Origin of the sequence: Yersinia sp. 1652 StPb PI, assembly GCF_041538345.1 — a bacterium.
Taxonomy (GTDB): domain Bacteria; phylum Pseudomonadota; class Gammaproteobacteria; order Enterobacterales; family Enterobacteriaceae; genus Yersinia; species Yersinia enterocolitica_E.
The window spans coordinates 3025424-3044054 of sequence record NZ_JAULSM010000001.1 but is presented as its reverse complement, the minus strand read 5'-3'; the positions used below and the strand labels follow the sequence as shown (position 1 = coordinate 3044054).

Sequence of the window (18631 nt, the reverse complement as noted above, 5' to 3'; positions counted from 1 at the left end):
GGGACACAAAACGCCATGCTATTACCTTGGCTAATTCTTCTCCCCTTTATCGGCGGCCTGCTGTCTTGGCAGTGTGAGCGCTTCGGTACTAAGGTACCGCGTTGGATAGCGCTATTCGCGATGGGGCTGACATTGGTGCTCTCCTTGCTGTTGTGGGGGCAGGGCAACTATTCACTGGTTAACCCAGCGGGTATCCCGCAGTGGCAATCAGAGTTCATCTTGCCGTGGATCCCACGGTTTGGTATTGAATTCCATCTGGCGCTGGATGGGTTATCACTGCTGATGGTGGTGCTAACCGGCCTGCTAGGTGTGCTGGCTATCCTCTGTTCGTGGCGTGAAATTCAGCGCAATCAGGGCTTCTTCTACCTGAATCTATTGTGGATTCTGGGTGGGGTTATCGGCGTGTTCCTCGCCATCGACATGTTCCTGTTCTTCTTCTTCTGGGAAATGATGTTGGTGCCGATGTACTTCCTGATTGCCTTGTGGGGTCACAAAGCATCAGACGGTAAAACCCGTATCGCGGCGGCAACCAAGTTCTTCATCTATACCCAGGCCAGCGGTCTTATCATGCTGATTGCCATTTTGGGGTTGGTGTTTGTGCACTACAACGCCACCGGTATTTGGACCTTCAACTACGAAGATCTGTTGAAGACGCCGATGTCCCACAATGTGGAATATCTACTGATGCTGGGCTTCTTTATCGCCTTTGCGGTAAAAATGCCGGTTGTGCCACTGCACGGTTGGTTGCCAGATGCACACAGTCAGGCACCAACCGCAGGTTCTGTTGACCTGGCGGGGATTTTGCTGAAAACCGCAGCTTATGGTTTGCTGCGCTTTAGTCTGCCGCTGTTCCCGAACGCCTCTCATGAGTTTGCACCTATCGCCATGTGGTTAGGTGTCATCGGTATCTTCTACGGTGCGTGGATGGCCTTCTGTCAGACTGATATCAAACGCCTGATTGCTTATACCAGCGTGTCGCACATGGGCTTTGTATTGATTGCCATCTATACCGGCAGCCAACTGGCTTATCAAGGTGCGGTTATCCAGATGATTGCCCACGGCTTGTCTGCCGCCGGTATGTTCATCATCTGTGGCCAGTTGTATGAGCGCCTGCATACCCGTGACATGCGTCAGATGGGCGGCCTGTGGGGCCGAATCAAATACTTGCCTGCACTATCGCTGTTCTTCGCGGTAGCTACATTGGGGATGCCGGGCACCGGTAACTTCGTCGGCGAGTTTATGATCCTGTTTGGCAGCTTCCAGGTGGTTCCGGTGATTACCGTGATCTCTACCTTTGGTCTGGTCTTTGCTTCGGTTTATTCGCTTATCATGATGCAGCGTGCTTATTACGGTGCGCCAAAATCACAAGAAGCGTTACCGGGCATGAGCGCAAGGGAACTGTCCATCATCCTGCTGTTAGTGGTGTTATTAGTGTTGCTGGGGGTTTACCCGCAGCCGATTCTTGACACCTCCCATGCTGCGATGAGTAATGTACAGCAGTGGTTCAATGCTTCATCTATTACAACTACAAGGCCGTAATTCGCCATGACAATAACTCCTCAACAACTGATCGCAATGCTACCGCTGTTGATCGTCGGATTGACGGTGGTGGTTGTGATGCTCTCCATTGCGTGGCGACGCGATCACTTTATTAACGCCACCCTGACGGTCATCGGGCTTAACCTGGCGCTGCTGTCACTCTATTTTGTCGGCCAGGTCGGGCCGATGGATGTCACGCCGCTGATGCGGGTTGACGGCTATGCGATGTTCTATACCGGGCTGGTGATTGTTGCCAGTCTGGCAACCAGCACTTTTGCTTATCCTTGGCTAAATGGCTATCCAGATAACCGCGAGGAGTTCTACCTGTTGGTGCTGATTGCTACCATGGGCGGCATTCTGTTAGCCAGTGCCAACCATCTGGCGTCGCTGTTCCTGGGTATTGAGCTTATCTCCCTGCCGCTGTTTGGCCTGATTGGTTATGCCTATCGCCAGAAGCGTTCATTGGAAGCCAGTATCAAATACATGCTGCTGTCTGCGGCGGCATCGTCATTCCTGCTGTTCGGGATGGCGCTGCTGTATGCGGAGTCTGGCAGTTTGTCTTTCGCCGGTCTGGGTAAAAGCCTAAGTGACTCCGCTATCCACCAGCCGCTGATTCTGGCGGGCCTCGGGATGATGATTGTTGGTCTTGGCTTTAAGTTGTCGCTGGTGCCGTTCCAACTGTGGACGCCTGATGTGTATCAGGGGGCTCCCGCTCCGGTATCTACCTTCCTGGCGACCGCCAGTAAGATTGCCATCTTTGCGGTAGTCATGCGCTTGTTCCTGTACGCGCCGGCTGCCGACAGTGAAGCGGTGCGTTTGGTGCTCTCCTTGATTGCGGTGGCATCAATACTGTTCGGTAACTTAATGGCTATCAGCCAGACCAACATCAAGCGTCTGCTGGGTTACTCTTCTATCGCGCACCTTGGCTACTTGCTGATTGCGCTGGTGGCGGTGCAGACCCATCAGTTGGCACTGGAAACCGTCGGTGTTTATCTGGCCGGTTACCTGTTCAGCAGCTTGGGTGCGTTCGGTGTGGTTAGCTTGATGTCCAGCCCGTACAAAGGCCCGGATGCAGAGTCACTGTTCTCTTACCGTGGTCTGTTCTGGCATAAACCGATTCTGTCGGCGGTGATGACTGTAATGATGCTATCACTGGCCGGTATCCCAATGACGTTGGGCTTTATTGGTAAGTTCTTTGTGGTCGCAATGGGTGTGAGTGCCAACCTGTGGTGGTTGACTGGTGCGGTGGTCTTAGGCAGTGCCATCGGCCTGTACTACTATCTGCGTGTGACGGTGAGCCTGTTCCTCAGCGCGCCGGAAACACTGGTGCGTGACACACCAAGCAACTGGGCATTGACTGCCGGTGGTGTGGTAGTGCTGATTTCCGCGATTCTGGTACTGTTCCTGGGTATTTACCCGCAACCGCTGATTTCGCTGGTTCAGATGGCTCAGCCACTGATGTAATACTGCGTTAAGTTTGTCATGCCAACCCCCTGTAAGCTGAAACTTGCAGGGGGTTTTGTTTTTTTACTCTGCGCTGAAATTAAGGTTATTTAAGGTGGGGGTGGGGTAAATAGTGGATATGGCCGCTATTTAAGCCAGCATAAAATACAGACTTTATAGGCAACACCATTAATGAACGTATTCATTATGGGAAATGTTTTTTAAGGTGGTATTTATGGGTTTAGTGGGTATTGTTTCTCAAACTTTTTGCACTATCAAAGAATTAGTTAATCATGATCCTAACGATAAGTCTTATTTAAAGGCTAAGCCGGAGGAATTCAGCCGACAAGAAGAAATACTGTTTAATATTTTAATAGAAAGGTTAAATATAAGGCTCAACGATACGTCTATAAACGAGCGACGCTCCACTCAAAGTGAAATAGATAAAATGTTAAATAAGAGCGAAAAACACCTTGGTCATTTTCTTTTAAAAGCACAAAAATATGAAAAATCATGTGGTCATCTTATTGAACGGGCATGTTTTAATCAGTATAAAATTGAATTTAAAAACGAGCATGAAGCGAAAGAACATTTGTCTTATTATGCAATAAAAACAATTACTAATGATATTTTGGAAAAAATAAACCCTGAAATTTATTCACCTGATGGCGTATTAGATACAAAAGGAGACGTTAGCCATAAAGCTAAAGAGTATTTACCACCACACATGTGTAAAGGTCTAGTAATAAGATTGATTAATGCTGAGATGAATAATTTGACAAATGTAAAAAATAAATTATGTGCTGATATCTCTGATAAACCCTATGATAGTATGGCACTTATCTTGGCTGACTATATAAATAACCATGCCAGCTACACTGTTGGGCCTGAGAAGTTTAGTGATCTATTAATGGCATATTATGATTACAACGCGGGGAAGTTTGATTTTCCTTCGGCAGCACAGTTAAAAACAATCGTCGAGAAGACCGTAAAAAAATTTGAATTTGTAAAAAAATCTGATCTAAATATGTTAGAAAATTTGCTGAAGTGCTCTGACAACAAACGTAATGCTATATATGTGCCAGAAAGATATAATAAAGATTAAATGTGATTTTCATCACAAAATAAATGTATGTCATGTTGGTTAGTGGCTATTTTTGTGATCATTGTGCATGAAAAGGTATTGAACTCAGGTAAACTGCGTAACTTTCACTCAATAGATATTCTATTTAACGTTTTTTACGCAGGTAACACTGATGAACATTATTCTGATGATTGCCATTACCACCGGCATTCTCTCGGGTGTCTGGGGCTGGGTAGCGGTCAGTTTAGGGCTAATCAGTTGGGCTGGTTTCCTTGGCTGTACCGCCTATTTCGCTTGCCCACAAGGTGGTTTAAAAGGATTACTGATTACGCTGTTAACCTGCCTGAGCGGGGTGTTCTGGGCGATGATGATTATCCAGGGCAGTGCCTTGCAACCGGAATGGACCATCCTTGGGTATGTTTTAACAGGGCTTGTGGCGTTTTTGATGTGCATCCAGGCCTGCCAGCAGTGGTTATCATTTGTTCCAGGTACTTTTATCGGCGCTTGCGCTACTTTTGCCGGTAATGGTAATTGGAAGCTGGTGGTTGCTTCATTGTTAGTCGGGGTGGTGTTTGGCTACGCCATGAAGAACAGCGGGTTGTGGTTGGCGGCGCGGCGGGGTCAAGGGAGGCGTTCCTTGCAACCCTCGATTGGGCAGGATTGAATTTGATTGGGTTAGATGATCCGATTCGGTTGACATGAGATCGGTGTTCACTTGACCTCCTGCGCCTCAACCGCCAAAGGGGTTACAAGCGCGTAACCCCCTTGGAACCCCTGCGCTAGCGCACGTATCGCTTGCCCACTTCGCGGGTCCCCTCACTCATCATTTCGCTGGCGGGACGGCTTTACGCGGGTCCCTCCGCGTGACGCCTAAATCCGCCGTCCATGGCGGATTTCCCTTGCTACACTCTTCACTCGGCAGCTCAAATGTGCTTTAAACGTCAAAACCTAAAAGCAAGGTTTTTATTTTGACCTTGAGCGCAATTAGGAATATTACCGACAAAGACGATGGCCCGAGTGAGCCGCCATGGACGGCGGCGAAAAGCGCGCTTGAGCAGGAGCGAATCGCGCTGGCTCGATAAGGCCAACGACTGCCGGAGGGCACTGCGAATAGCAGTAATATTTCGCGCAAGCCGCAGGTGCAGGAGGGCCGGCTAGCCCTCCTGCTCGGTTGAGGCGACAGAGGTAAGGTGATAACTGAACGACTATCAACCGAAACCTGATCCGGTATCTATCAACCGAAATAATACCGAATCACAAAAGATGATTCGCCACTTTAACCACGATCTTACGAATCGGCGCGACGTCACCTAATGTTCCCATCGGGCGATGTAACTCGCCGGGGAACAGCAGGGCAATATCACCCGGCGCCAGTGTTAACAAGGTTTCGGTAGTTATACCTTCAAACAATCCATAATCCCGCTCGCTATCAAAATCCATCGTCGGGCGCTGGCCCTGTGTGGATGGCGACGTACCAATCACTTCACTACCTTCCAGCAAAATATGAATATCAATATAGTAACGGTGTAATTCAGGGGCTTGTTCATATAGTGGCTTGGTCGCGGCGATAATATGATTTAAGTAAATCTCACGCCCTTCGATTTCTTGCTCGCCTGCTGGCAGGTTAACCAAATCCATTTTGCTGATAGCCGCTAGGGTGCGGCGGATAACATCTGGATAGATTGGATTATTCGCCGCGCTTTTCAGTTCATCAAGTATCATAACTCTTCCTATATGCTTATGTGGCCCGCGCGTTTAGGCGCAATGACTCACGCTATTTTCATGCTCCAGCGCGGCAATACAGTGCTTAACCACACCGGCGACGTCGGGCGAAATATCTATCTGGATAACATCCGGTTCACTGATACCCGGTACTTCCAGGGTTGCGAATTGGCTTTGCAACAGGCTTTCAGGCATAAAATGCCCAGCGCGCTGCTGCATTCTGTGTAGCACCAAATCGTAATCACCGCTCAGCCACAGAAAACGTATCCCTTGATTGCCGGCACGCAAACGATCGCGATACTGCTTTTTCAGCGCCGAACAGACTAAAAAACCGACTTCATTTTTCTGTTGCAGGCTATAGGCCACATCACTTAACCGTTCTAACCAAGGGGCACGATCAATATCATTTAGCGGCTGACCTGAGGCCATTTTTTGGATGTTGGCGCGCGGGTGTAGGTCATCACCATCAATAAACTTGGCGTTAAGCGCTTGTGCCAGCGCTTGTCCAACACAGGATTTACCCGTGCCGGATACGCCCATAACAATAATGCATTTACCAGACATAATGTTCCTCTGTTCCCAGTTAATTGAAGCATTAACCAACGTTATTGATGGGACGAATAACGAAGGTCGCTAATCCCCCAATCACTTCAAGCGAAGGTTAAACTGCAACTAACATCCCACCATCAACAAACAACAGATGACCATTCACGAAATCAGAGGCTTTGGAGGAGAGATAAACCGCAGCACCAATCAACTCTTCCGGGTCGCCCCAACGGGCGGCCGGTGTCCGTTTGCATAACCAATCAGTAAAGGCTTTATCGTCTACCAGCGCTTTTGTCATTTCAGTTTTGAAATAGCCTGGTGCGATACCATTGACCTGAATATTATAGCGAGCCAGCTCAACACACATACCGCGAGTTAGCATTTTTACCGCACCTTTAGAGGCGGCATAGGGGGTAATAGTGTCGCGGCCTAATTCACTTTGCATCGAGCAGATATTGATAATTTTGCCGCGTTGACGTTTAACCATATAGCGGGATACGGCCTGTGAAACCAAGAATACGGACTTCTGGTTGACCGCAATCACGTCATCCCAATCTTTTTCTGGGAATTCAGTAAAGGCATGGCGGCGCTGAATGCCGGCATTATTAATTAAAATATCGATAGCACCGATGCTACTTTCTATTTGTTCAATGGCTTCATTAACCGCATCGTGATTAGTTACATTAAAGGCGGCAGCATGAGCAATAAAACCGCTAGCACGTAATTCCGCCACGGCTTTTTCCGCTCGTTCTGCGGTAATATCATTAATAACTATCTCTGCACCAAATTCGGCCAGGCCTTTCGCTAATAAAAAACCAATGCCTTGAGCAGATCCCGTAATTAATACTTTGCGGTTTTCTAACGAAAATAAATTCTTCATAGTCATTCCTGATGGCGTTAATTTGGTCGTTATTTAAAATATACTCTAAATAATTCGAGTTGCAGGAAGGCGGCAAGAGAGAGAACCCCGATGAGCTTACGTCGTAAGTGATTCGGGTGATTGAACGTAGCCAACGCACATGCAGCTTGAAGTATGACGAGTATAAATATTATTGAATAATGACGGTGTGAAAACATGTGCATATCAAACCGTTTTCCGCCTGGGTAAACTGTGATGCAGATCACTTTAAATCATGTTACAACAAGCTGTTACCACATACGTGAGCGATATCCCCTTGATGAAGGGGAAATACTGCGGTTAGCCGGTTTTTTTGCTGTTTTATTGCAGAGTTGCAGATTAACTTATTGATAATAAATTAGATTAATAATATGCCACATGACTGTTATTGTATTTTAAAGCAGTAACATGCTTTTCATTACACAAGCTAACAGTGCATAATCACCTTACCCATTGCGCACTCTTGTTCCAGGTATTTGCCATGAAAAACCAGCGTGTTACGTTACAGGATATCGCGTTACTTGCGGGAGTGACCAAAATGACTGTCAGCCGCTACTTACGCACGCCGGAAAAAGTGGCTCCAGAGACGGCTGAGCGTATTGCTCAAGTGATGGCGGAGGTTAACTATGCTACTGATTCTGAAGGGGAAAGTGGTCTTAATCAAAAGATCCCGCGTATTGGTATCTTAATACCTTCCTTTAATAACCAGATTTTCTCTGACTTGCTGGCGGGTATTGAATCGGTAACCGCTGCCAGCGGCTATCAAACGCTGGTGGTTAACTATAACTATGATAAAGAACGTGAGGAGCAGCAGATCGTTAATCTGTTGTCCTGTCAGATCTCAGGTCTGATACTCACCGATTCAGAACATACCTTACGTGCTGATAAGTATTTGAATGCAGCCGAAATTCCGGTTGCACAAGTGATGGATTTAGAGCCACAGTTCAACCGTATTACCGTTGGTTTTAATAATTATCAGGCTGCCTACGATATGACAGCGACACTATTGGCCAGTGGTAAGCAGAATATTGTCTATTTTGGCTCGATGTCAGATGTACGAGATCGCAAGCGTTATCAGGGATATAGTCAGGCGATGGTAGATACAGGTTTTACGCCATTGCATATCACTCCTAATAAGGTCTCTTCTGTCTCGATCGGGGCTGGGATGCTAGCTCTGGCACGACAAATGTATCCGCAGGTTGATGCTATTTTCTGTACTAATGATGATATGGCCGTCGGCGTGTTACAAGAATGTCTGAAAATAGGCATGGCGATACCGGCTGAAATGGCAATTTCGGGTTTCCATGGCTTAGATATCGGCCAGGCAACCACCCCGGTGCTGGCCAGTGTTACCACCCCACGGTTTGAAATGGGTAAAGTTGCAGCGGAAATTCTGATTAAGAAAATAAATAAAATCCCTACAATTGAACAGGTTGACTTGCATTATCGCATTTCACTCGGTGGGACTATCTGATCTTCTTATCACCGCTAGCAGCCATGGCTCTGGATGATGGCTGCGAATCACTGTGGTCAATGGCCGCTAAATTATCCCTCCGTCAATCAATAACAAATAACGCCAACCGATAACATTTTACTGAGTTAATTCTATAAGTTTTTAACCGGTATTTGCCTGGCTGAAACAATTCAGCACTAGCAATGATAGGTCGATCACGTTACCGGTAACATGTTTTCTTAACATGATTTACAGTGACCTGCATCACAAAATAAAACATTGAAAACAGGTCTTATAACGACATTCGCTGAATGGCTAAATCATCCGATGATTACCTGTCGCCATTCTGGTTTTTTATGATTTATTGACATGATCAGGTACCCGTAATGAAAAACAGCAAACAAGCCGTATTAATCATCGCTCCGGTAATGGACTATTTAACTGAAAAATTGGAGCAAACCTTTACTGTTCATAAACTCTTCCAGGTTACCGATCATGCTGAGTTTTTTGCAGAACAGGGTCAGAATATTAAAGGCATCGTGACCCGTGGTGATATTGGTGTCAGCAATGAGGTGTTGGCACTGTTGCCTGAAGTGCAGATAATCTCAATCTTTGGCGTCGGTACCGATGCGGTGGATTTAGCAACCACCCACGAGCGCAATATTATTGTGACTACCACTCCCGGTGTACTGACTGACGATGTTGCTGATACCGCGCTGGGGCTAATCATTGCCACGTCTCGCCGCCTGTGTCTGGCTGATAAATTCCTGCGTGCCGGACAGTGGCCGCACAGTACTTTGCCATTATCATCTAAGGTTACCGGCAAGCGTTTGGGGGTCTTCGGTATGGGGCAGATTGGCCAAGCCATTGCTCGCCGAGCCGCGGGGTTTGATATGCAAATTGCTTATACCGACAAAGCACACAACGAAACTCTGCCCTACCAATATGTGCCTGATCTTATGAGCCTTGCCAGTCAAAGCGATATTCTGGTGGTCGCAATCTCGGGAGGGAAAGACAGTGCCGGTTTGGTTAATAACACCGTTTTTGCTGCGATGCCTAATCACGCCATTCTGATCAATATTGCCCGTGGCAGTATGGTGAATCAGGATGATTTAATCCTTGCGTTGCAGCAGCAAAATATTGGTGGTGCGGGCTTAGATGTTTTTGCCGATGAGCCTAATGTGCCACTAGCATTGATCGAGATGGATAATGTGGTCTTGCTGCCACACATTGCCAGTGCAACGACTGAAACTCGAATTCAAATGAGCGATATTGTCTTCTCAAATATATTAGCCCATTTTTCTGGTGAAAAAGCCCCTACGGCGATCACCTATAAATAATAGATAATTACTTTTAATTAAATATTAAAAATGGCCAGTGAATTTTAATTAACACCAGAGAATAAACTTCTGTTTATTTGCTTGCGGCATTCCCTACACCATTATTCATGGTGCGGGTAATACTCTGCTATTATCATGAGGCGTGTTTATATGGACAGTAAGATCCCTAATGCCCGTTGGTTTCGCGTTATTGTTCCAATAATGATTGCTTGTATTATTTCTTTTATGGACCGGGTAAATATTAGTTTTGCATTACCTGGTGGTATGGAAAGTGATCTGGCAATTACCAGTCAAATGGCTGGTTTAGCGGGCGGTATTTTCTTTATTGGTTATTTATTTCTACAAGTACCGGGTGGCCGTATTGCGGTTCATGGCAGCGGCAGAAAATTTATTGCTTACTCTCTTTGTGTTTGGGCCGTCGTCTCGATTCTGACCGGTTTTGTCACTAATCATTATCAACTGCTATTCCTGCGCTTTGTGCTCGGGGTGTCAGAAGGCGGCATGCTGCCAGTGGTGCTGACTATGGTCAGTAACTGGTTCCCGGAACGCGAAATCGGCCGGGCCAATGCTTTTGTCATGATGTTTGCCCCAATTGGCGGCATGTTCACCGCACCGCTATCGGGTTTCATTATTAATGCTCTGGACTGGCGTTGGCTGTTTTTCCTCGAAGGTTCACTGTCAGCCGTGGTGCTGGTGATGTGGTGGTTTGTTATCAGTGACCGACCAGAGGAAGCCAAATGGTTGTCGGCAAGGGAGCGCGATTATCTGGTGACTGAGTTGGCGCGGGAACGGGCTGAACGGATGCTCGATGCTCCGGTGACCAATGCGCCATTAAAGGCGGTATTCCTGAATAAAGGCTTGATGAAACTGGTCGCACTGAACTTCTTTTATCAGACCGGCGATTATGGTTATACCTTATGGCTGCCGACCATCTTGAAAAACCTAACCGGCGGTAATATGGCTTCTGTCGGTATTCTGGCGATTTTACCCTTTATTGCCACCACTGCCGGTATCTACCTCATTTCTGCCTTGTCGGACAGAACCGGTAAGCGCCGGCTGCTGATTATGGTTTCCCTGTTCTGCTTCGCCGCCGGTCTGGTGACGTCGGTGATTTTCCGCCACAACGTACTGGTCTCTTACTTGGCACTGGTGGTGTGCGGTTTCTTCCTCAAAGCCGCAACCAGTCCATTTTGGTCAATTCCGGGCCGTATCGCGGTGCCAGAAGTGGCGGGTGGCGCACGCGGGGTGATCAATGGCTTAGGCAATCTGGGCGGTTTCTGCGGCCCGTATCTGGTAGGTGTGATGATTTTCTTCTATGGACAGAGTGCGGCAGTTTGCATGCTGGCAGGCTCCCTGATTATTGCGGGATTGATAACCTTAACCCTGCCGAAAGAGTGTGATGTTGAAGTTAGCACGGCGGGGAAGGGCATCGCTGACAAAGGTTTGGCTAAAGCTAAACGCGCTTAAGCCGTGGTGGGGTTTTGGTGGATAACCACTATGCCCCGCCATTTATCACCGGAGAATTTCATGAATCTACAACAGCAATTAGCTCGCTGTCAGCAGCATCAACAACTACTGCAATTGCCTCATTTTAATCATGAAACGGCCTGGCGGTTGGGTGAGAAAATAAAGTGTCAGGCTGAGCGGCAAGGCGTGGCTCTGGCCATCGATATCACGGTAAATCGTCAGACACTGTTTAGTTATGCCATGTTGGGGACTAGCGCTGAAAACCATGACTGGCTGCGACGTAAACGCAATGTGGTAGAGCTACTTAATACCAGCTCTTATGCCGCTGGCTTGATGTTACAGCAGCGTCAAACTTCACTGGAAGCACGCTATGGTGTCAGCTTGCGGGATTATGCCGCCTTGGGCGGTGGCTTTCCGTTACAGGTTCAACAGGCTGGTGTGATTGGTAGTGTGAATGTGTCCGGCGCCCCCCATCTGGATGATCACAATCTGTTGTTACAGGTATTGGCAGATTTTATCGGCCTGCCTCTGGGCAGCATTGAACTTTTAACACCCTTGAGTGAATAAGGAATGGCGATGAACGCGACCCTCACCCGAGTCACGCAACGTATTACTGCGCGATCGGTAGCCACCCGTACTGCCTATTTGCAACGTATCAGCGCGGCTAAGGAAAATACAGTTCGCCGTTCGCAACTGGCCTGTGGCAATTTGGCGCACGGTTTTGCGGCCTGTCAGCCGGACGACAAAATTGCGCTGAAGAACATGGTGCGCAGCGATATTGCGATTATTACCTCCTATAACGACATGCTATCGGCACATCAGCCGTATGAACATTATCCGCAACAACTAAAAGACGCCTTGCATACGGTGGGGGCGGTCGGCCAGGTGGCGGGCGGTGTTCCGGCGATGTGTGACGGGGTGACGCAAGGGCAGGATGGCATGGAACTGTCGCTGATGAGCCGCGATGTAATTGCGATGTCTGCGGCGATTGGCTTGTCACACAATATGTTTGATGGAGCACTCTATCTTGGGGTGTGCGACAAAATTGTCCCCGGTTTGTTAATGGCGGCGTTGTCATTCGGTCATTTACCGGCGGTTTTTGTTCCTGCCGGGCCGATGGCCAGCGGCCTGTCTAATAAAGAAAAAGTGCGGGTGCGCCAGTTGTTTGCGGAGGGCAAAGTCGATAGACAGGCTTTATTGGACGCGGAAGCTGCCTCCTACCACAGCGCCGGTACCTGTACTTTTTACGGTACCGCCAACTCCAACCAGATGGTGATGGAAGTGATGGGGTTACACTTGCCCGGCTCTTCCTTTATCCAGCCCAATACGCCGCTACGTGATGCGCTCACCGCCGCCGCCGCCCGTCAGGTCACGCGCCTGACAGAAACCAGCGGTAGCTATTTACCCATTGGTCAGTTGGTGGATGAAAAGGTGGTGGTCAATGGCATTGTGGCACTACTGGCGACCGGCGGTTCGACTAACCACACCATGCATTTAGTGGCGATGGCGCGTGCGGCGGGGATCATCATCGATTGGGATGATTTTTCTGAGTTATCGGAAGTGATACCACAGTTATGCCGCATTTATCCCAATGGCCCAGCAGATATCAACTACTTTCAGGCGGCCGGTGGTGTAGCGCTGCTGGTAAAAGAGCTGTTGCAGGGCGGTTTACTCCATGAGGATGTCCATACCGTGGCCGGATTTGGCTTGCAGCGCTATACCCAAGAGCCTTATCTGGAGCAGGGGCAATTATGTTGGCGTGACGGGGCGCAGCAATCGCTGGATGAAACTGTTATCGCCAGTATCGCGATGCCTTTCTCACCACATGGCGGCACCAAAGTCTTAAGTGGCAACCTGGGGCGGGCAGTGATGAAAACCTCGGCAGTACCGCGTGATCATCAGATCATTGAAGGCCCGGCCGTGGTGTTTGAAAGCCAGCACGACGTCGGTCCGGCATTTGACGCCGGCGCACTGGACCGCGATTGCGTGGTGGTGGTGCGTTATCAGGGGCCGCGTGCTATTGGTATGCCGGAGTTGCATAAACTGATGCCACCCTTAGGTGTATTACTGGACCGTGGATTTAAGGTGGCACTGGTCACCGATGGCCGCTTGTCTGGCGCGTCAGGTAAAGTGCCCTCAGCCATCCATGTGACACCCGAAGCGTATTGTGGTGGTTTGCTGGCGAAAATCCGTAATGGCGATCGGGTGCGTGTTGATGGTGTCACTGGCGAGCTTTCACTGTTAGTGGATCAAGCTGAATTGGCTGCCCGCCATACCGACTTGCCAGATATTGCTGCCTTCCACGTAGGATGTGGCCGTGAATTGTTTGGTGCATTGCGCGAACAACTTTCCGGTGCTGAGCAAGGGGCTTGTTGTATCCGTTTTTAGTCATAAAACAGGGGGAAGGGGCATCAGTAACCCTTTTTCCCCTCATATTACTTGCCATACAGATTAATCCTGAAAACTCCATTTCCACCTTGAATCAATATTACGCCGGCTATTTTCGACTATCCTTATGAGATGTCCTTTTTTCACTCATGGAGAACGCAGATGAACCGAGATAAAGAACAGCAAACCTCGCTGGATGACGATCTGACTATGCTGACCGATACGCTGGAAGAAGTGCTGCGCGCCTCGGGTGATGCAGCTGATGAAAGCTATCAAGAGATTAAAGCCCGGGCGGAAAAAGCATTAAAGGAGGTTCAGAACCGTTTGAATGGCCGCAGTGAATGCTATATCAAACGGGCGAAAGCACTGGCGTGTTGCACCGATGATTATGTGCGTGAAAAACCTTGGTGCAGCGTAGGGATAGGGGCGACTGCTGGCTTGATCGTGGGGCTATTGATCGCCCGTCGCTGAAGGATTGACGGCTGATCACTGGATCCATTACCCGGGGCTGCGGCCCCTTTATTTTTCAATTGCCACTTTGCTGCAACGCGACATAATTGGAGGCTAGCCAGTAGACACCTGTGCTGAGTGTCAGATAACACTTATTGAGTATACAAAACCATCAATATCAAATATTAGTGTGATAACTAACAATAACTTTTGAATCTGACTTTTCTTATTATTCACGCCCCGTATAATCCCACTCTTTCTGTTGATTTGCCGAGGTGGTCGTGAAACAACTTTCTGGTTTGCTGGGTGAATTACGGCAGAAATTACGTGCCGGTTTCCCTGACCAGGCAGGTATCCGGCAAATTATCGTGCCCGCACCGGGTCGAATCGGTAGCCAACTATTAGAGTGGCTGGCCGCCCAATGCCATTTCCCACAATTTTACTGGCTCCATCGCGAAGGCCATGAAGAGGCTGCGGTCTGCGGTCAAACTCGGCTCTTCAATGATATGCAAGCGGCTGACCATTTTATTCAGCAGCATCGGGATGCGAGCGGATTACGTATTTGGGGCTTGAATGCCTTTGAACCGGTGATCGTTAACCAGCATGCCGATGGCGCGCCACAGGCGCAGGCCAGTTTCCTGTTTCTGCCCCGCATTGAAATATTACGTCGGGGTGAGCAGACCTATTTAACGCTCAATTTGACCAGCGACTTCTCCCTACAGCAAGATGCTCTGCACGCAATTAGCTTTATCGACCAACTGGTGGCTGCCAGGCCGTTGCCTGCACTTGATACTCAGGTGCAACATGCCCACCATATGCCGGAATATCCGCAGTGGCGCCATCTTATTCAGCACGCGTTGGCTGAGATTGAGCAGCAGAAGATGGAGAAAGTGGTACTGGCGCGTGCCACCCAACTGACGCTGGATAAGCCTCTCTCCAGTGGGGCATTTATGGCCGCCAGCCGGCAGGTCAATCATCACTGTTTCCACTTTATGCTGCGTTTTGATGCGCGGCGCGCATTTCTCGGCTCCAGCCCTGAGCGCCTCTATCTACGCCAGCAGTTGCATCTGGAGACTGAGGCTCTGGCGGGCACGGTATCCAGCGCAGAAAACCCGCAGCAGGCGGCAGAACTGGCCGATTGGCTGATGCATGATGAAAAGAATCAACGCGAGAACTTGTTGGTGGTAGATGATATCTGCCAGCGATTGCAGGGCGGGGTGGCAGCAGTCGATGTAATGCCACCGGAAATCATCCGTTTGCGTAAAGTGCAGCACTTGCGTCGCTGCATTCATGCCCAACTCACCCGCGCCAGTGATACCGATTGCCTGCAGCGTTTGCAACCGACGGCGGCCGTCGCCGGTTTGCCTCGCAACGTCGCGCGGCAGTTTATTGCGCAACATGAACCTTTTTCCCGCGGCTGGTATGCCGGTTCTGCCGGTTATCTTTCGGCAAAACAGACTGAATTCAGTGTCGCCCTGCGTTCTGCCAGGGTAGAAGAACAGCAGGTCCATCTGTATGCCGGAGCCGGCATTGTGGCAGGCTCTGACCCGGAACAGGAATGGCAAGAAATTAACAATAAATCAGCCGGGCTACGCACCTTGCTGGAAAGTCAGCCGTAGGATAATAAAATGCTGTAATTAACCGCACTCATTATGTGGGCGGATTGTGACACCTAAGCGGCAGGTGTAAACTGTGAGCACTTTCCTTACTTATAACCATTAATCAGTCACTCCGGGCTTTTTTAACAGGATGAAGCACTATCCTCATGTTGATTATCGGGGTCGCAGTGTCTGTTAACTGACTGTTGAGCGAACCATGTCGACAAGTGTTTTTAACCGTCGTTGGGCGGCGTTGCTACTGGAAGCCTTGACCCGCCACGGTGTGCGTCATATCTGTATTGCTCCCGGCTCCCGCTCGACTCCGTTAACACTGGCGGCAGCGGCCAATCCCGCGCTGGTTTGTCATACCCATTTTGATGAGCGCGGTTTGGGCCATTTGGCCTTAGGTCTGGCAAAAGCTTCCACCGAGCCTGTGGCCGTTATTGTCACTTCCGGTACTGCTGCCGCCAATCTTTATCCTGCTCTGATTGAAGCCGGGCTGACCGGTGAACGGCTGGTGTTATTGACCGCAGATCGTCCGCCAGAATTGATTGATTGCGGTGCCAATCAGGCTATTCGCCAACAAGGGCTATTTGCCAGCCACCCCGCGGTAAGCCTCAACTTACCCCGCCCGACGCCCGATATTTCTGCCAATTGGCTGGTTTCTACACTTGATAATGCGATGGCGCAATCACAGCACGGTGGCTTACACATCAACTGCCCGTTTGCCGAACCCTTGTATGGCGGTGATGAGCGCGCCTATGCTGAATGGTCTGCCACCTTAGGCGACTGGTGGCAGGGGAGCCATCCGTGGTTGCGTCAATCTTTATCGGTACCACAAGGCCAGCAAGCGGACTGGTTTTTCTGGCGACAAAAGCGCGGAGTGGTGATTGCCGGGCGGATGACGGCACAAGAGGGGCAGTTACTGGCTGAATGGGCTGATCTGCTCGGTTGGCCACTGATAGGTGATGTGTTGTCACAAACCGGACAGCCGCTACCTTGTGCTGACTTATGGCTTGGGCATCCCACCGCTAAAACTATTCTCTCGCAGGCGCAGATTGTGCTGCAATTGGGTAGCAGTCTAACCGGTAAGCGGCTGTTGCAATGGCAGGCTGGGTGTCAGCCGCAAGAGTACTGGTTGGTCGATAACCTGCCCGGTCGCCTCGATCCGGCGAATCATCGTGGCCGCAGAATTATTTCACCGGTGAATGCATGGCTGGAGGAACATCCAGCACAGCGCCGCACGCCGTGGGCCGCTGAGCTGACCGTCTGCTCGGAGAATGCTCAAGCCCATGTGGCTGAAGCCTTGAATGAGCAATTTAGCGAAGCCGCGGTCGCGCATCAACTGGCAGAATTATTGCCAGATAATGGTCAGTTGTTTGTCGGTAACAGTTTAATTGTGCGTTTGATTGATGCGTTGGGCCAACTGCCTGCTGGCTATCCGGTTTACAGTAACCGTGGTGCCAGTGGCATCGACGGTTTATTGTCAACGGCAGCCGGTGTTCAGCGCGCAACCGCTAAGCCGACGTTGGTTATCGTGGGTGATTTATCGGCCTTATATGACCTTAATGCTCTCGCCTTATTGCGCCAAAGCTCGGCCCCTACGGTGCTGCTGGTGGTGAACAATAATGGTGGGCAGATTTTTTCGTTGTTGCCTACCCCAGAAGCAGACCGCCAGCGCTTTTATTGTATGCCGCAAGATGTGAGTTTTGAGCACGCCGCAGCTATGTTCAGTCTGCATTATGCCCGACCGGATAGCTGGCTCCAGCTCCAACAACAGGTGGCGCAATGTTGGTTGCAAGGTGGCGTTACATTGATTGAAATCGTGGTGCCGCCAAGTCAGGGGGCAGAAACACTACAACAACTGGTGCAACAGGTGGCCCAATTATGACGCTGGCTTGCCGTAAACTCGATCCCCACCCGCAGTCTCCCGCCCGGCATCATAGTGGGCCATGGTTGGTGTGGTTACATGGTTTGTTAGGCAGTGGTCTGGATTGGTTGCCGGTTGCTGAGTTATGTGGCGATTATCCCTCGCTGCTGATAGACCTGCCCGGCCACGGTAAATCGGCCGCCGAGACTACCTGTGGTTTTGCGGATATCAGCCGTCAGTTAGTACAAACGTTACAGGCTAACGGTATTCGCGAATATTGGCTGGCAGGCTACTCTTTAGGGGGGCGAATTGCGATGTATCACGCCTGCTATGGTAGCCATCATGGTTTGCAGGGCTTATTGGTCGAAGGGGGTAACCTCGGGCTGGAAAGCGCTGAATTGCGTGAAAAACGCTTGCAGCAAGACCGCCTGTGGGGGCAGCGTTTCCGCCAAGAGCCGTTGCCGCAGGTGCTGGCTGACTGGTATCAACAGGATGTATTTGCTGATTTAGACCCACAACAGCGCGAGAAATTGGTGTTACTGCGGGCGGACAATCATGGCCCATCTGTCGCTGATATGCTCGAAGCAACGTCACTCGGTCATCAGCCTTGGCTGCTACCGGCATTACAACGGCTCACGGTCCCTTACACTTATCTGTGTGGCGATCGCGACCATAAATTCCAGCAATTGGCTGTTCAATACCAGTTGCCATTACGCACACTGGCACGTGCCGGACACAATGCCCATCGGGCGAATCCCGGTGCTTTTGCCGCGCAGGTACTTTCATTTTTATCACAGTCTTCATTTTTGTCACTCTCCCGTTAAAGGAATGCT

16 protein-coding genes are annotated in these 18631 nt (G+C 49.7%); 13 read left to right on the top strand and 3 right to left on the bottom strand.

Annotation, left to right across the window (positions count from 1 at the left end; genetic code table 11):
- The first annotated feature begins 15 nt into the window (after positions 1–15).
- From nuoM to Q2T71_RS13875, 4 genes are all read left to right on the top strand, one after another.
- Positions 16–1539 carry an NADH-quinone oxidoreductase subunit M gene (gene nuoM / locus Q2T71_RS13890; RefSeq protein WP_083158262.1) on the top strand — a complete coding sequence of 508 codons (1524 nt, stop codon included), beginning with the start codon at positions 16–18 and terminating at the stop codon, positions 1537–1539.
- A 6-nt stretch (positions 1540–1545) separates the two neighbouring features.
- The gene (gene nuoN, locus Q2T71_RS13885; protein WP_372559469.1) at positions 1546–3003 is read left to right on the top strand and encodes an NADH-quinone oxidoreductase subunit NuoN; all 1458 of its coding nucleotides are present in this window, start codon (positions 1546–1548) and stop codon (positions 3001–3003) included.
- Between the two features lie 214 nt (positions 3004–3217).
- Positions 3218–4087 (top strand): hypothetical protein, encoded by an 870-nt coding sequence (locus tag Q2T71_RS13880; RefSeq protein WP_372559468.1) that lies wholly within the window; start codon positions 3218–3220, stop codon positions 4085–4087.
- A 151-nt stretch (positions 4088–4238) separates the two neighbouring features.
- Positions 4239–4730, top strand: coding sequence for a DUF1097 domain-containing protein (locus Q2T71_RS13875; protein WP_372559467.1), 492 nt, complete (start codon positions 4239–4241; stop codon positions 4728–4730).
- Positions 4731–5320: 590 nt separating this feature from the next.
- Here Q2T71_RS13875 and Q2T71_RS13870 read toward each other — a convergent pair.
- The 3 genes from Q2T71_RS13870 to idnO all read right to left on the bottom strand — a co-directional run bounded on the left by Q2T71_RS13870 (position 5321) and on the right by idnO (position 7214).
- Positions 5321–5788, bottom strand: a complete 468-nt coding sequence (locus Q2T71_RS13870; protein WP_372559466.1) for a YhcH/YjgK/YiaL family protein — start codon at positions 5786–5788, stop codon at positions 5321–5323.
- 33 nt (positions 5789–5821) lie between these two features.
- Positions 5822–6352 (bottom strand): gluconokinase, encoded by a 531-nt coding sequence (locus Q2T71_RS13865; RefSeq protein WP_372559465.1) that lies wholly within the window; start codon positions 6350–6352, stop codon positions 5822–5824.
- A gap of 97 nt (positions 6353–6449) precedes the next feature.
- Positions 6450–7214 (bottom strand): gluconate 5-dehydrogenase, encoded by a 765-nt coding sequence (gene idnO, locus Q2T71_RS13860; RefSeq protein ID WP_372559464.1) that lies wholly within the window; start codon positions 7212–7214, stop codon positions 6450–6452.
- A 499-nt stretch (positions 7215–7713) separates the two neighbouring features.
- Between idnO and Q2T71_RS13855 the strand changes: the two genes are divergently transcribed.
- The 9 genes from Q2T71_RS13855 (at position 7714) to menH (ending at position 18622) form a co-directional block, all read left to right on the top strand.
- Positions 7714–8706, top strand: a complete 993-nt coding sequence (locus Q2T71_RS13855; protein WP_372559463.1) for a substrate-binding domain-containing protein — start codon at positions 7714–7716, stop codon at positions 8704–8706.
- Between the two features lie 365 nt (positions 8707–9071).
- Entirely contained in the window at positions 9072–10025 is a 954-nt protein-coding gene (locus tag Q2T71_RS13850; protein WP_372559462.1) for a 2-hydroxyacid dehydrogenase, read from the top strand.
- 150 nt (positions 10026–10175) lie between these two features.
- Positions 10176–11492 (top strand): MFS transporter, encoded by a 1317-nt coding sequence (locus Q2T71_RS13845; protein ID WP_372559461.1) that lies wholly within the window; start codon positions 10176–10178, stop codon positions 11490–11492.
- Between the two features lie 60 nt (positions 11493–11552).
- Positions 11553–12059, top strand: a complete 507-nt coding sequence (locus tag Q2T71_RS13840) for a heme-degrading domain-containing protein (RefSeq protein WP_372559460.1) — start codon at positions 11553–11555, stop codon at positions 12057–12059.
- A gap of 9 nt (positions 12060–12068) precedes the next feature.
- Positions 12069–13880, top strand: a complete 1812-nt coding sequence (edd, locus tag Q2T71_RS13835; RefSeq protein ID WP_372559459.1) for a phosphogluconate dehydratase — start codon at positions 12069–12071, stop codon at positions 13878–13880.
- Positions 13881–14042: 162 nt separating this feature from the next.
- Positions 14043–14351, top strand: coding sequence for a DUF883 domain-containing protein (locus tag Q2T71_RS13830; RefSeq protein WP_083158274.1), 309 nt, complete (start codon positions 14043–14045; stop codon positions 14349–14351).
- Between the two features lie 260 nt (positions 14352–14611).
- The gene (gene menF / locus Q2T71_RS13825; protein ID WP_372559458.1) at positions 14612–15949 is read left to right on the top strand and encodes an isochorismate synthase MenF; all 1338 of its coding nucleotides are present in this window, start codon (positions 14612–14614) and stop codon (positions 15947–15949) included.
- Between the two features lie 196 nt (positions 15950–16145).
- Positions 16146–17819: a 2-succinyl-5-enolpyruvyl-6-hydroxy-3-cyclohexene-1-carboxylic-acid synthase gene (gene menD, locus Q2T71_RS13820; protein ID WP_372559457.1), complete on the top strand. Its 1674-nt coding sequence runs from the start codon at positions 16146–16148 to the stop codon at positions 17817–17819.
- Entirely contained in the window at positions 17813–18622 is an 810-nt protein-coding gene (gene menH / locus Q2T71_RS13815; protein ID WP_372559927.1) for a 2-succinyl-6-hydroxy-2,4-cyclohexadiene-1-carboxylate synthase, read from the top strand. The genes menD and menH overlap by 7 nt, the downstream gene beginning before the upstream one ends.
- Positions 18623–18631: the final 9 nt, after the last annotated feature.

Coding starts and splice junctions, on each gene's coding strand:
- menD (WP_372559457.1), top strand. CDS start 16,146: ATGTCGACAAGTGTTTTTAACCGTCGTTGGGCGGCGTTGCTACTGGAA.
- Q2T71_RS13840 (WP_372559460.1), top strand. CDS start 11,553: ATGAATCTACAACAGCAATTAGCTCGCTGTCAGCAGCATCAACAACTA.
- Q2T71_RS13830 (WP_083158274.1), top strand. CDS start 14,043: ATGAACCGAGATAAAGAACAGCAAACCTCGCTGGATGACGATCTGACT.
- Q2T71_RS13870 (WP_372559466.1), bottom strand. CDS start 5,788: ATGATACTTGATGAACTGAAAAGCGCGGCGAATAATCCAATCTATCCA.
- edd (WP_372559459.1), top strand. CDS start 12,069: ATGAACGCGACCCTCACCCGAGTCACGCAACGTATTACTGCGCGATCG.
- Q2T71_RS13855 (WP_372559463.1), top strand. CDS start 7,714: ATGAAAAACCAGCGTGTTACGTTACAGGATATCGCGTTACTTGCGGGA.
- Q2T71_RS13845 (WP_372559461.1), top strand. CDS start 10,176: ATGGACAGTAAGATCCCTAATGCCCGTTGGTTTCGCGTTATTGTTCCA.
- nuoM (WP_083158262.1), top strand. CDS start 16: ATGCTATTACCTTGGCTAATTCTTCTCCCCTTTATCGGCGGCCTGCTG.
- Q2T71_RS13880 (WP_372559468.1), top strand. CDS start 3,218: ATGGGTTTAGTGGGTATTGTTTCTCAAACTTTTTGCACTATCAAAGAA.
- nuoN (WP_372559469.1), top strand. CDS start 1,546: ATGACAATAACTCCTCAACAACTGATCGCAATGCTACCGCTGTTGATC.
- Q2T71_RS13865 (WP_372559465.1), bottom strand. CDS start 6,352: ATGTCTGGTAAATGCATTATTGTTATGGGCGTATCCGGCACGGGTAAA.
- Q2T71_RS13850 (WP_372559462.1), top strand. CDS start 9,072: ATGAAAAACAGCAAACAAGCCGTATTAATCATCGCTCCGGTAATGGAC.
- idnO (WP_372559464.1), bottom strand. CDS start 7,214: ATGAAGAATTTATTTTCGTTAGAAAACCGCAAAGTATTAATTACGGGA.
- Q2T71_RS13875 (WP_372559467.1), top strand. CDS start 4,239: ATGAACATTATTCTGATGATTGCCATTACCACCGGCATTCTCTCGGGT.